This window comes from Methanolobus sp. WCC4, from assembly GCF_038022665.1.
GTDB lineage: Archaea > Halobacteriota > Methanosarcinia > Methanosarcinales > Methanosarcinaceae > Methanolobus.
This window is the reverse complement of sequence record NZ_CP150629.1, coordinates 1613114-1627592: the sequence shown is the minus strand read 5'-3', so window position 1 is coordinate 1627592 and position 14479 is coordinate 1613114. Positions and strand designations below refer to the sequence as shown.

The 14479-nt window shown below is 32.6% G+C and carries 12 protein-coding genes; 1 reads left to right on the top strand and 11 read right to left on the bottom strand.

All coding sequences use genetic code 11. The annotated features are described in order from the left end of the window. Positions 1–25: 25 nt before the first annotated feature. The 11 genes from V7O63_RS07825 to V7O63_RS07775 all read right to left on the bottom strand — a co-directional run bounded on the left by V7O63_RS07825 (position 26) and on the right by V7O63_RS07775 (position 12644). Entirely contained in the window at positions 26–1057 is a 1032-nt protein-coding gene (locus V7O63_RS07825) for a glycosyltransferase family 4 protein (RefSeq protein WP_340817872.1), read from the bottom strand. 128 nt (positions 1058–1185) lie between these two features. Beyond that, positions 1186–1830, bottom strand: a complete 645-nt coding sequence (locus tag V7O63_RS07820) for a PIG-L family deacetylase (RefSeq protein ID WP_340817871.1) — start codon at positions 1828–1830, stop codon at positions 1186–1188. Between the two features lie 12 nt (positions 1831–1842). Continuing rightward, positions 1843–2517, bottom strand: coding sequence for a WbqC family protein (locus V7O63_RS07815; RefSeq protein WP_340817870.1), 675 nt, complete (start codon positions 2515–2517; stop codon positions 1843–1845). Beyond that, positions 2517–3623, bottom strand: a complete 1107-nt coding sequence (locus V7O63_RS07810; protein WP_340817868.1) for a DegT/DnrJ/EryC1/StrS family aminotransferase — start codon at positions 3621–3623, stop codon at positions 2517–2519. The genes V7O63_RS07815 and V7O63_RS07810 overlap by 1 nt, the downstream gene beginning before the upstream one ends. A 79-nt stretch (positions 3624–3702) precedes the next feature. Further along, positions 3703–4878, bottom strand: coding sequence for a glycosyltransferase family 4 protein (locus V7O63_RS07805; RefSeq protein WP_340817867.1), 1176 nt, complete (start codon positions 4876–4878; stop codon positions 3703–3705). A 183-nt stretch (positions 4879–5061) separates the two neighbouring features. Continuing rightward, a complete protein-coding gene (locus V7O63_RS07800) occupies positions 5062–6510 on the bottom strand; it encodes a lipopolysaccharide biosynthesis protein (RefSeq protein WP_340817866.1) in 1449 nt (482 codons plus the stop codon). A 46-nt stretch (positions 6511–6556) separates the two neighbouring features. Further along, entirely contained in the window at positions 6557–7528 is a 972-nt protein-coding gene (locus V7O63_RS07795; protein ID WP_340817865.1) for a glycosyltransferase, read from the bottom strand. Positions 7529–7543: 15 nt separating this feature from the next. Beyond that, positions 7544–8632 (bottom strand): glycosyltransferase, encoded by a 1089-nt coding sequence (locus tag V7O63_RS07790; RefSeq protein ID WP_340817864.1) that lies wholly within the window; start codon positions 8630–8632, stop codon positions 7544–7546. A gap of 21 nt (positions 8633–8653) precedes the next feature. Then, on the bottom strand, positions 8654–9640 hold the full coding sequence (locus tag V7O63_RS07785; protein ID WP_340817862.1) for a glycosyltransferase family 4 protein: 987 nt from the start codon (positions 9638–9640) through the stop codon (positions 8654–8656). 8 nt (positions 9641–9648) lie between these two features. Beyond that, the gene (locus V7O63_RS07780; RefSeq protein ID WP_340817860.1) at positions 9649–10794 is read right to left on the bottom strand and encodes a glycosyltransferase family 4 protein; all 1146 of its coding nucleotides are present in this window, start codon (positions 10792–10794) and stop codon (positions 9649–9651) included. A 455-nt stretch (positions 10795–11249) separates the two neighbouring features. Then, a complete protein-coding gene (locus tag V7O63_RS07775; protein ID WP_340817858.1) occupies positions 11250–12644 on the bottom strand; it encodes a hypothetical protein in 1395 nt (464 codons plus the stop codon). Between the two features lie 505 nt (positions 12645–13149). Here V7O63_RS07775 and V7O63_RS07770 point away from each other — a divergent pair. Continuing rightward, positions 13150–14469 carry an EpsG family protein gene (locus tag V7O63_RS07770; protein ID WP_340817856.1) on the top strand — a complete coding sequence of 440 codons (1320 nt, stop codon included), beginning with the start codon at positions 13150–13152 and terminating at the stop codon, positions 14467–14469. The last annotated feature ends 10 nt before the right edge of the window (positions 14470–14479 follow it).

Below are 14479 nucleotides of genomic sequence, written 5' to 3'. Positions count from 1 at the left end.
CAATTCATTTTTGTAGGCCGTAAATTCATACTATGTATTCCGATGGATCATTATCTTTATTTGAAAGGTTTGAGTAAATATCTGTAGTCTGCGATATAATGTTTGGCCAGGAAATAAAACCGCGCTTTAATATCTCAAACCCGTTTTCACCCATATCCTTTGCTAAATCAGGATTATTTAGTATTTTTATTATTGCATCACTTAGCGCTTCAATATCCATTGGAGGTACTAAATAACCAGTTCTACCATCTAGGATATATTCTGAGACACTACCTAATTGCGTTGCAACGATTGGTTTTTTAAAAGCATAAGCTAACTGAATATTATCACTTTTTGAATACTCTATATAAGGTAACACCACGACATTTGATTTTGAGAACAAATCATGAATCTTTTCACCCTCAATCCAAGAGTTATAGACTATGAAAGAGTCCTTGTTTATCATTAAATTTTCGTAATATGAAAAATCATCACATGGACCTGCAATTATAATCTTAGCATCTGGCACTTCTTTTGTGATAGCAGGTTCAGCTTTAATAAGAAATTCCAAACCCTTGTAAGCAACAATTCTTCCTAAGAACAAAATGAATTTGTGTTCATTCTCGTCCAAATTCGACATTATATTTGTCTTCATAGATGTAAACACACCAGTATAATCACCAATAGGAATAATACTTATTTTTGAAGGAGACACTGAATAATTACTAGAAATGTCATCTTTTGAAAATGAATCAAATACTATCAAATGGTCGGAGTATTTTTTTGTAATGTAAGAGTACAGCCTATAGTGGATTAGTTCTTTTTCACCAGCCCTTGGATTAGAAGTTACAAATGTAGATATTATAGGATATTTTCTTAACAAAGGAAACAGGATAATCATCCAAGGATTGCCAGCCCTTAAATCAATTATATCCGGATTAAAGTCTTTTATTTCTTGTAGCATACGATAAATCGAAAATATATTTCGTGAATCAGTTGCCTTAAAGGTTTTAATGTACGAACACTGAACATTTTTAGATATTACACCAATATCTTTCCAAATGGCTTCATCTTTCAAAATTAGAAGAACATCATTATTTTTGACCAGTTCATTAGCATATGAGACTGTATGCTTTGTAATACTCGAGCCCCATGAAAGTACATTGATTAAAACTATGCGCACTGTGTTCAGCAACCTTTAAGTAATTATTGTATATCGTCCATCATCCGGAGAACTTCAAAGCATTCAGCATACTTCGTGCGAATCTCATATCCTCTGTGAATAGCTCTTGCCTCAACAGCCTTCAGAAAATCATCGCCATATCTTTCGATTTGACTTTTATGGCATTTTAATGCATCCATCTTTACATTGAACTCATTAGATATATCGACATAGTATTGATTTCTGAAGCCTAGATATGATCTGCCAGCAGGATACTCAGGTTCATACATCAGAATATTGTGGACATATCTGCCAGCAGATATTACTGATTCTGTGGTCCTTTTATGATCCTGATGGGTATCGTGATACCAATGAGTATAGATTATATCAATATTGTATTCATCAATAATTCTATTAAGTGCTTCAATAGTTTCTTGTGAATAGGGAACATTCTTATCTTTAAAACCCAGATTAATCAGTTTTGCTCCCATTATATCCACTGCATTTTTTGACTCAGTATGCCCCTCATCTTTTGAGCGGATAGATTTTCCACTATAATGAAAAGACACTGGTTCTATCATTATAACTATTACAACATTATCTCCTTTAGAGATATGTTTTGCAACAGTACCTCCACAACCTATTTCAACATCATCTGGATGTGCTCCGACTGCAAGAACATTTGCCATAATTCCTACTCCTTATATTGGTAGTTTACCAGTATTGAACAATGCATCTATTGCTGACATGTAGGGAACAAAACCCTCGTAGCACTGCTTATAGATAGGATGAACATAATTCTGGAAATCCACTTTTATGCCCTTATCTTTAAACAATGATATATCAAGATAGTTTTTCCCACCCTGTCCGGATAGATAAGTGTCTCCATCAACTTTCTGTACAATCTCAACTAATCCTTGTGACGAACTGGACAACTGACCTAAATCACTTGTATAGAGAATCTCCGTGCCTATATCAAACGCTTCTTTCAAAAGAAGAATCAAGTCCATATTCAATTCACATAAAGAACAATATTCTTTTTCATATATTTTGTAAAAAGCATCTATATAATCTTCATAAAAGGGTGCATTCTTATAATTGTCGCTAATGACCCTTAAGTGTTTATGATTCCATTTATTCTCTTCTTTAGTAGAAGAACTGTTCACCACCATTATCTGATTAATAGGTATACGTTTTTTTTCAACTGGAACTGTCAGCCATTTCCAACCATTGAATATCCTGACTCTGTTTCTGTGATGATAATCTTCTTTACTAAATTGAGCATTATCGTAAATCACAAAAATATCAGCTTTTTCCATTTTGTCAAAAAAACCCAGATAAGGCAAATAGTTAGGTTGATGAACAGCTATTATCATTAAGTAAAATCTCCTAAAACCTCATTTAACGAGTCAATGATATAAACAACTTGATCATCATCAAGGGTTGGATATATAGGCAATGATACTGCAGAATTGATAATCCTATCTGTCTGTGCAAATCCTGTAGATGAAAGAGAACTGTTGAACAAAGAGCGCTTATGGAGTGGCGGAATGTGCATCCGTTCACAAAAAATATCCTTGCTCCTCATTCTGTCAATCACCTTTACCGGATTAAATGGTGTCTTTATCACATAACGTGAGAAAACATGTTTTTTGTATGAATCTTCAGGAGGGTGTTCTATCTTATAACCTTCCAGCAGCTCCTTGTACATCTTTGAAATTTCCCTTCTTCTTAGTATAAAGTCTCCCAGCTTACTTAATTGAATGATTCCCACGGATGCTTCAATGTCTGACATCATATAACTGTATTTCAATCTCATATCATGATCTTCTGATAAGCGACATTGATCATGATACCTTAGTTCCTTCACTGAATCTAAAAGTTGCGGGTCCTTGCTACAGACCATCCCGCCTCTGATAGAGGTCATCAGTTTCGTAGCATAAAAGCTGAAAATAGAAATATCCCCCACCGTACCGACCTTTTTACCATGATATTCGGCACCAATGGATTGTGAGCAGTCCTCTATCATATAGATTCCAGTATCCACACACAACTTTTTTATCTCATTCATATCTGCAGGATACCCAAACATGTGAGGGACTACTATTGCTTTTGTCCTGTCTGTGATATTCTTTCTTATTTCATCAACAGATATATTGAAATCGTCCTTTACATCAACTAGAATGGGACGTGCTTGCTGATACAATACAGGTAAAGCAACAGCTATGCATGTATAGGAAGGGACTATTACATGATCATCCTTTGATACACCGATAGCATTCAATGCCATATGAAGAGCGGAGGTCCCAGAAGAGGTTGAAACCGAATTAATACCGATATATTTTGAAAATGATCTTTCAAATATTTCAACCTTTGACCCTATTGTTAACTCCAGATTTGAGAGAGCAGCTGCGACAGCTTCAATTTCTTCCTGCCCAATCGTCGGTTCATTATGGTAGATTGTTTTTTGTGATGATTTCATATATATTCAAACATAGTCTCATTTTTCACGATTTCTACAAAATATCAGTGATAATTTGTCTCAGTCCATTAAAAATACATCATTCAGATATTTGGTCGTAGACCTTCTTAATCTTCGGAATAATTACTTCATTGCTGAATTTATTTTCAATAAGAGTTCTTGCGTTCAAACCCATTTTTTCAAGTCTTTCCCTATCATCCTTAATAGCATTTATAAGTTGCATTAGTTCATTTATGTCTGGCTGTATCAAAAAGCCGGTTTTATCCTGCTGCACGTGACAGTGTTCTCCTACATCAATCGCTATAACTGGACGCCCACATGCCATGGATTCAGGAATTACTCTATCATTTGCAATAATCATGGTTGAATTTAACAGTAAATCGAATTTATGATAGAATAAATGTATTTTCTCATATTTAAAATTTGGAAATATATGTATATTTGGCTTATCGAATATTTGTATTAAGTTTTCAATCATTTTCTCTGAACCTGAACATGCCCAATAGAAATCTACATCATCAGGTATTTTTTTTAAGAATTCAATTAGAAATTCCTGACCTTTCTCTGGAGACAACCTGGCGACGCAACCAATCTTTAATTTAGAATCATTTGACAGGGAGTTGTAATTAAAATAAGTTGTATCTACGCTATTTGGAATGTAATAAACATTCTTTTCCTGATTTGTGGATTCAAAATAGCGAGTATATTTGTCATACCCATATTTTGTTGGAAAAATAATATTTTCAAAACTGTTGAAAGAGTGTCTCTCCCACTCTTCAAATTTAGGATGTAGGTAACCTTCTGCAAACATAAAATGTTTAGTCATTAGTTTTGGTTTTTTTATTTTATCCAAATCATAGTTCATACATGATAGCTTTGAAAAAATGTTTGTATTCAAAAATATGTCCAGATTGAAAATATTTTTGTCCGTTTCATGCATATGAAGAACATCAAAGTCTGCATTCTGAAAATATCTTTTTTGTTTTAACGTTCTCAGAAATTCACTATAGACTCCATAAGGTATTGAATATTTCCTTTTCATCCATTTTGGAGGAAAATGTACATAATCCAAGGGAGGTATTCTCTTTATTTGTGTGTTATCGGAATATTTTTCTACTTTTGATGTTCCCGGTATTTGATTGGTAATGACCTCAAATCCATATTCAGGAATATTCCTTACAATAGAATCGATGTGAGTACTGATTCCTCCTAAATGAGGAAAGTAAAGAAAAGACCAATGTATTATTTTTTTCAAACTTATCCTTCCTCTATTTACTATTTGAAGTCCCTACCCAATTTAGTATCATTATAATATATATTAATATCTGCCTATTAATAGCCCTTAAGAGTATTGCAGATAAATATTGAAACGATACTTCTAACTTTAAAATATTAAATTATTTTGTTCAATATTGATTTTGTTTTCTGTGAACATATTTTATCTAAAACCCAATCTTGTCATCCGTACTAAATCAAAAACTGTTTTTTTATCAGTAAGATATAGAACTGCCATATATACAATGCTGAAAGTAGAAAACAGAACAATTAATGAATTAATGTTTGATACATAATACCAATTTTTTAAAGCATACTTTATGGCTACTGTGGCAATCAAAGCTATAGAACTTGCAACAATAGAATATTTTATTGCACTTATGTATTGTAAAAAATCCAAATCAAGAACTTTTAGCAAATAATAAGAAGCTATTATTGCAGATAGAATTGCTCCAATTGTTACTGTCAAAGACAAGCCAATAATACCATAGTAAATACTCATCGGGTATATGAGAACTATAATCAAAACTGTCATCAATGAAGAAATATCTCGAACAAATTTTGGTTTCCCTGCAGCTGTGAAAACACTACCTGTTGTTGATGCTATTGTTGAAAACAATCCAAAGAAACAAAGAATCTGCATTGGTATTATAGAAGGAACCCATTTCTCACCTAGAACAACCGTAACAAATTCAGGAGCAATTGCAAACAAACCAATAGATATAGGAAATGTCATTATTGATACATATTTTAAAACTCCAAGGTAACCTTTTCTCATTTTAGGCAAATCATCCTGTATCTTTGCATATGTAGGGAACATCACTTTCTCAGTTATTCCAATAATCCGCTCTGCAAAGGTTCCCCATCTATAAGCAAGGTAGTAATATCCAAGTGCAGTTATGCCGAGTAGCTTGCCTCCAATAGCATCATCAATATGAAGATTAATAAAAATTATTATATTTGCAGCAAACAGATATTTACCGAAAACAAATAGTTCTTTTCCAATATCCATATCGAAAGTTAATTTTGGTTTGCAGGGACACATTATGAGAAGCATAACCACATTCACAAATGTAGATGCAAGGGAACCATAAACCAGACTCCAGACCCCAAAACCCGAGTAAGCCAGAATAATTGCAACTATAGTGTTAGTTAATCCGCTTACAAATGCAGGAATGGCCGTTTTTCCAAACTGTAAATTCTTCCTGAAATAAACAGAAGGAACAAACTGAAATGCGCTGAAAATAATCCCAATTCCAAGAACTCGCAATACATTTGTAATAACTGGTTCATCATAAAATGATGCTAAATAAGGCGCTGCAAAAAAAATAATAAAAAACAAAAAAACAGAAATAATGAGGTTTATTGTAAAACTTGTGCCAAGAGCCTCTTCTATTTTTTCTTTCCTGTGTATAACAGCAGAGCCAAATCCCAGTTCAGTAAAAAGATTCATTGCACCAAGAAATATGTACACAATAGTAATGATTCCGAAATCAGAGGGCAAAAGCAATCTAGCCAGAACTACAGAAGTTAGCATCCCAAGCACTTTAGAGAAGACTGACATCCCTGCAGATATTTTTAAATTTGTTATTGTCAATTGTTTTAGTGACAAACTTCCTCCAATAGGTTTAAAAGTACTTCCTAAATAAAAGCTATTTCTAACGCTTACCAGATTCAGCTTTTAATCGTCTCTTTACTATTTTTTGCCCATCTCTATAGCCTAGGCTATAGGCTAAAATATGCGTATAATATATTGTATTTTTGTAGATTATTTTTGAAATGTTTTTTTCTCCAGGATAAGTATTAATCATAGGTTTCAAAATAAATGGAAATAATATAATAGCTCCGACTTTTGAGAAGAAGACAAACACAACAAAAAATGCAAGAAGACTGGATGAATTCCATATTAACTTGCGTGAACCAAGTTGAGCCAGTTGCCTTGTCTTAGAAGCTCTTACATCATTCTCAATATTGGATTTGGCCCACATATATGAGTTGTTAAATACTTCTCGGAAGTTCTTGCGAGGTCGCCAATAAACTACTGAATTTTTTGCAAGTTTACATTTAAATCCATTTTCCCTGAGTCTTAGATTGAACCAACTGTCTTCGGAGCGATAACATTTTTCAGGATATTTAATTTTGGTCCACACATGCTTCCGGAAAGCTAAGTTCTGATGGGAAGGCCAATCTGCCTTAAATTCATCAACTGATGGATATAACACTTCCCCAGAGCAAATCTCAAACAATGTCTTACCATCCGGTACACAAACCCCAGCAACAATATCAACACTACTATCAAAATATTCAATAATGTTTTCAAGCCAGAACCTATCGGCTATACACCCCGCATCTATTGAAACAATAATATCATAACTAGTGTTTGCTATGGCCATGTTTCTGCCCTGAGCCACATTAGCATTCTTTTCAATGAACAGCCTGATAATAGGATATTTTTGAGTATAATCATGAATAACATCAATCGTTCTGTCGGTTGAACCTCCGTCAACAATCACAATTTCATCGGGCAACCTCGTCTGTGAAAGCAAAGATTCAAGTAGTGCTTTTATTGAGGACTCTTCATTTAATACAGTGCAATATACCGAAACACCCTGTTTTTCAGACAAAACCATTGTTTCACCTTTATATTAATCTTTTATAAGCATTGCATTTGTAGGATAGTTCTTGGGATCTTTTGGAAACTTCAAAAAACCCACGATAAACCCATAATGACGTACAAGTACATAAGGAATCATATGGAATGAAAAAAGGAATTCTTTCCACTGTCCTCCCTTTTTGCGAATAACCATATATAATCCTGCAAAGCCCATAAGTATTAAGTCAATAAATACTGCAATTAGAAAAGAAGCAATTGATTCTGAAGATAAAATAAATGCCAGTATATTCATGTAAGTGAAAGAAACAAGCAGAAAAATCAGGCCGTAAACCTTCAAGTAAAATGTATTGACATATCTCAAGATGTGCCTGTAGAACATATCGCTGTCTTTATAAGTGTAGCGGAAAGCCTGACCATCCCCTTTGCTCCATACATAGACTGATTGTAAATATCTCTTCAGACTCAGATTCCCTTCTTTTTTTGCCCAGAAATGAGTTACAGCATTAAAAGGAAGTCTAAGCAACAAATATCCGGCAGAACATACCCTATATGAAATATCGCGATCTTCCCCACCTATTAAATAAGGATTGTATGGTCCAACTTCTTCCAATACCTCTCTCTTAAACAATGCCTTACCTACAAAATCAGTTTCTATAACCGTTTCTGTTTTTGAACTAGAGGACTCCACCATTGTCTGCAATAGAGAGTTACTGCTTACATATTCAGCTTCAATACCTTCGAGACCACCAATTCGTTCATCTTTTAAATATGGAATCGACTTGGAAAACCACTGCTCATCCATCGTACAATCTCCATCCATAAAATAAACATATCTCCCAATGGAATTGAGAAAGCCGATGTAGCGTCCAGCAGATGCCGAAAGAGGCCATTTTTGGTCTAACTGGACAATCTTAATAGGATATCTTTTCGCAATCTCTATTGTCCTGTCAGTAGAAGCAGAATCAGCCAAGATCAATTCACTTGACCCTATTATACCAGCATCATGAGCATTCTTTACAGAAGTAAGTACTGATTCTATACAGGTAGCTATCATATCTTCTTCATTTCGTGCGATGACAACCACAGATAGATCACAATCAACCAAGGATTTATTTGTCATGTTCTTTGATTTCCATATAGATTAAAGACTTTCCTGAGAAAAACCTTCAATGATCTCTATTATTTTATCTTTTCGTCTCTCTCTGGGATATAATTTTTCTATTCGAGATCTAGCATCCAGACCTTTGTTAGATGATAATGCTTCTTTTATTGCTTGAGCTGTTCCCTCAGGGTCATTGTAATCCACATAATACCCTACATCACCTACAACTTCTGTTAGAGCTGCCCTTTCTGTTGCAACCGGTACACATTCGCAAAGCATTGCTTCAGCCAGCGAACATCCAAAAGATTCATGAGCAGACACCTGAACATATACTTTAGCATCCTGATATAATTTGCGTAGATCATCAGATGGAATGTATCCAGTGAATCTTACATTTGGAGTGGATATTGATTCCAAATATTCATGTGCATCATCGAAATGCTTCCCCGCCAATACAAATTCCGTATCTTGCATGTATTTTGCAGCCTTGACAAAGGTTTCCAGACCCTTTTTGTAAACTGTGCTCCAACTAACACCACCTACAGTAAGAACAATTTTCTTTTTCTGATCATTGGGGACATATAACGTAGGATTTATTCCATTATAGACAACTGCAACTTTACTATCCGGACTCCAGCTTAGTACTTCTTTTTTAGTAGATTCCGATACTGCGAGAATTCGGTCTGCATGATCCAATGTAAACTTTGTTTTCCTCCGACGTTTTGGTGTTTGCATCGCACCATAGTTTATCTCGGGAACACTAGCCACATCCCATCCGCCAGCAACAACAACTGATTTTTTACGAAATAATTTTGAGAAAAAAACAGCTACAGATGCATACCCTAGTGCAAACCAGGAAAAATTAATGTCTGTTATCAGAATATACCAAGCAATAAGTGGAATATCTTTCTTACCACTATACTTTAAAGGTACAACATCATAATAATCCTTCAATATAGCTAAATCCTGAAGTATGAAGGTTCGAGGTTCATCATAAAGGAACAAAATCTTAATCATTTTATGCATAAAAGTCCTCAGTATTTATTCCTCATGGCTTTGTTGCAAATATCAACAACTCTTTGAGCAGTGTTTTCCCATGCATACTTCTCAACAATGAAATTTCTTGCTTCGATTACACGTTTTTGATTATCAACATGTGGAAGAACATGAGATATCAAATCTGCCAGACTTTTTGGTTGTCTTGATTCAAGGAAGAATACAGAATCAATTCCACGAAATATTTCAGTATCTCCACCAAGATCGGTGATTATAACAGGTTTACCACAGGCCAAGTACTCAAATACTTTTAGTGGGGAACATTTGCGGCCCTCGTTGAACAGAGCAATGCAGATGTCACTTGAATTTATGTAAAGTGGAACATCCTTGAAAGGAACATTTCCCGTAAATACGAACATATCAACTGTATTGTTATCATTAGTCATGCTTTCCAACTCATTACGCATGACACCATCTCCTACTATCAAAAATCTGATGTCAGGCTCTTGTTCCAATATGAATGGTGCTGAACTAACAAGAAAATCAAGACCTTGCCATGAAGCAAGGTTTCCAACAAAACATAGATACTTTAAGTTAGAATCTAATCCTAGCTTTCTTCGAGCAATGTTTTTGTCCAGTGGTGAGAACAAATCAACATCTGCTCCATTTGGAACAACCTCTACTTTTGAGCTTTCGATGTGATAAGTATCAATCATTTTTTCTTTTATCATTGGAGATACTGCAATAATAGTACTTGCACTCCTATAAAAAATCTTTTTCAACCAATTTGAAACAATTGCCTTTTTTCGGAAGATAAAGCCATTTTTCAATAACATTTCTTCATCCATGACACCATTAATCTCAACGATTAGTGGAATTCCTAATAAAAAACTTAGTATGGAACCAATCTTACATGAGAAATTTCTTTCATAGATTATATCTGGATGAGCTTCTTTAGCTAATTTAAAACACTGTAATAATAGACTTAGGTTTCTAGATTTAAAATATTTTCCTTTTGATCTTATAAACGGAACTAATATCACATTTTTGTTATTTGTAAGAAAATTTAGGTCATTGTTGGAAGGAGAATCAAAAGAAGCTAGGAGAGAAACTTTGTTTTCTAAAGCTGCCAGATTCATCGATAATTCAGAAACATGTATCGCATCCCCGGTTCTTGAGTGCAAATTAACGTTATATGCAATAAATAATATATTCATTTTTTAATCAACTAATTATATCAATTTGTAGCTATATACGTACTATATTATAAATCAATAAATATCAATAGTTCTTTATCGAACAAAGGATATGAACTTACCTATAATGCCAAAAGGAATATTGTTAACTTAGATATAAATCATATACATTATAAAATTATTCATTGCCCCATACATTTCGCATATTTCAATATATAAAAATCTGAATTTTTGTAAAGTTGTTGATTTCATTTTGATAAAGTTGGTGCCTTTTCTTGCAACGCTTCCTAATATATGATTTTGTTGATTTCAAAAATTTAATTTATTATAAAACTTAATATTCTGTTCCTGTTTTATTAAAAAACATTCTATCGATTCAAGTATACTTTTTGAGATATGATTATAGATAAGGTTGTAAATAATTCTATCTGACTTTTAGGACATCACCAATAATAAAACCCAAATGTTTGCATTAACAACGTTTGTATCCATAAAGTTGTTAATATTAGTTTTACTTTATTAAACCTAACTGTACAATCTAAGTCGACAAAAAAGTATGCAGCTGGAATTAGCAATAAAGGATAGATAAAAATACAACATCTAGCAGTTTCACCTGTCCTCGCAACACCTGCAAAAAAGAACAACAACAATAAAATAATGAAGGTCAAAATAAATCTAATACATTCATTATCTAAATTATGTCTAATCCCTTTATATGTAGCAATTGTAAGTAATGGGCCATAAAATAATACTATTTCTGCAATATTTTCAAGGCGTGTAAATAGATATGAAAAAGGTTCTGAAAAAAAACGAAAACCTTGTGGATTTTCCAAAAATGAAGCTGTCAAAAAGCCTCCTATATAATCAAAATTAAAATATCCATATATGGACAATATGATAGAAATCATACTTCCAAACAACATCATATTTCCATAATTTCTTTTGTACAACATATCAATATACATTGCCATTATTGGGTATATAACAAGATACGTAGCAAAAGAAGAAATAAAGGTAAATATAAAAATAGCAATTATAGCATATAGTGACTTATTGGATTTCAACTGTAAATAATAATATATCAAACCTATGAATAATAAGCTTATTATACTGTCAATAGATGAAAGGTAATATATTTGTATGGCAGGAATAAATATAAAAATTAATGTCATATTTAAAGATAGTTTTTCTTCATAGAATTGTCGCATCAAATTGTAAACAAAGTAGACAATAGATAGTGAAATAAGCATCAAAAACAAACTTGAAATTTCAGGATATATCAAAAATTGATTTAAATAATAGTATAAGAGAACAGCCCCTGGTGGATGGGTAGATGAATGAGTCAATAATTCTGGCTGTATTTGATTGTAAGTAGAGACAAATAAGTAAGGATTAACTATCTCAATGGCATCATAGTAGTAATTTTGGACACATCCTGCAATCGGATAAAAAAGGCCATCGTGGATACCATGTACCAAATTACTTAATGAAATAGAAGCCGCCCCAATAAAATATATTAAATATTTTGACTTTATTTTATCTAGGTTTAAAATAGTGTTTATGAAAACAACACTATACAATGCTATTGAAATAAAAGCAGATAACAGATTAATTTTATCTAGATTAAAAGGTAATAGTGTTATCGGCCATAAAATCTTTGGATGAAATACACTAATTGGCCAGAATAACGGGATATCAGCATTAGGGAACAAATAAACACGAGATAGATTAACAAGGATATTTCCTAGAGCAAATATGATTATGAAAAAGAAACAATATTTAATGCTAACATTTATTAACCCATCCTTCATAGGATTCAAATCATATTTGAGATTCAAAATATCACCAAAATAACAGTTTGACTAAACCAATTTATGGTATCCAATTCAAACTTAATTAGATTTCTATTAGAAAGTTCAATCTACATATTATAGTATATTATATTTAGACAATCCTATCAAGTAAATACTATATTGCAGATAATTATTAATTTGATGCGAAATGATTAGACGTACTTTCCTTATATGAATATAAACAAAGTATGAAAAGTATTTCCCTGTGATATTATCAGGAATGTAAGAAATCTTACGTTTAATTTAGCTAATCAATCAAATTTGGAAAGTGATATATACAGTATAATAGTTAATAGATACCTAAAAATGAGTTCAATATAGTTGTGAATTGAATTAGAATTATTACAAACATAACAACTTATTTACCCCACAAATTTGGAGAAAAGTTAAAATGTTTTCTGATAAAAATGGCATCCGTTATTTAGATTTTACCAAAATCAGGCTTTTTTTAATCTTTTCATTTATATATATTATTACACGGTTTCCTTTTTTGAATAAAGGATTTGGTGACGACCCGGATTCATGGAGAATTGCAGTATCAGCATTTTATCTGAAAAATACAGGTGTATATTTTCCATCTCGTTTTCCGGGATATCCATTTCCTGAATATTTAAATTCTGTACTTATTAATTACGGTTGGTTTGCAACAAATACCCTTACAATGATAATCACCCTGATTTCTATATATGCTTTTGGGAAAATTCTGTTGGAACTCAATGTCAAAAATAAAGGTATATTGTTTTTAACATACGCTTTTGTTCCCCTTATATGGATCAACAGTACAAATACTATGGACTATATGTGGGCAATGTGCTTCATCATGCTTAGCATTTGCACTTTGCTAGAAAGCAGATATGTGCTTTCAGCAGCTTTGTTTGGCCTGGCTATTGGTTCCAGGTCAACTTCATTATTGTTGCTACCAGCAATTTTGTTCTACATTTATGGCCAATATTCCCACAAAAAGATTAAGAGATTTATTGGAGAATACGTAGTAGTTGTTGGTATTGTATCAACAATAGTATACACACCACTGTTTTTAAAATATGGATTTACCTTTATTACTTATTATCCAACAAATTATACATTAATAGAGCACATTGAACGTTTTGGTTACAATATTTATGATTCTATTGGCCTAATATCTATTTCTTATATTCTATTTTATGTTGTTAAGTTCAAATCTACTTTTTCTAATGAAATTCATTCAGAAAATAAACAAGTTATATTTTATTTAATTGCTATTGTACCATTTTTACTGCTTTATGCAAAAGTACCGTATGATGCAGGTTATTTGATACCTACAGTACCATTTATTCTTTTATTTTTGGAGAAAATAGGAAACGATAAACACATCCTGATACTCAGTCTATTATTGGTATCAAACTCAATATTCGCAATTGGAGACATTGATGCAACCAATAAAGAAGAAATTAATATTAAAATCATTGGAGAGGGTTTAGTTCTTGATAATGCAAATGATAGAGTTACAAATATAGAAATTACCAATGAAATAATCGATTTTGATATGAAAAATTCAGTATTTATTGTTAGAAGCTACTTACCTTATATAGAGATGACTTATTTGGCGAATTCAGCAAATGGAACAATTAGTCATTCTGTCATCGATGGGTATTATTATGATGAATCTAAAAATAGATATTATGTATACAGATTATCTGAAAATCAGATAAGGGAATACGTATTGAAAAACTATACTATCTACTACCTAGAGAATTGCATCTTAGAGGATGATTTGGACTATGATTTAAGGATGTATGAAGCAAAATTACTAGAGATTACCAATGAATGATTAATAAATA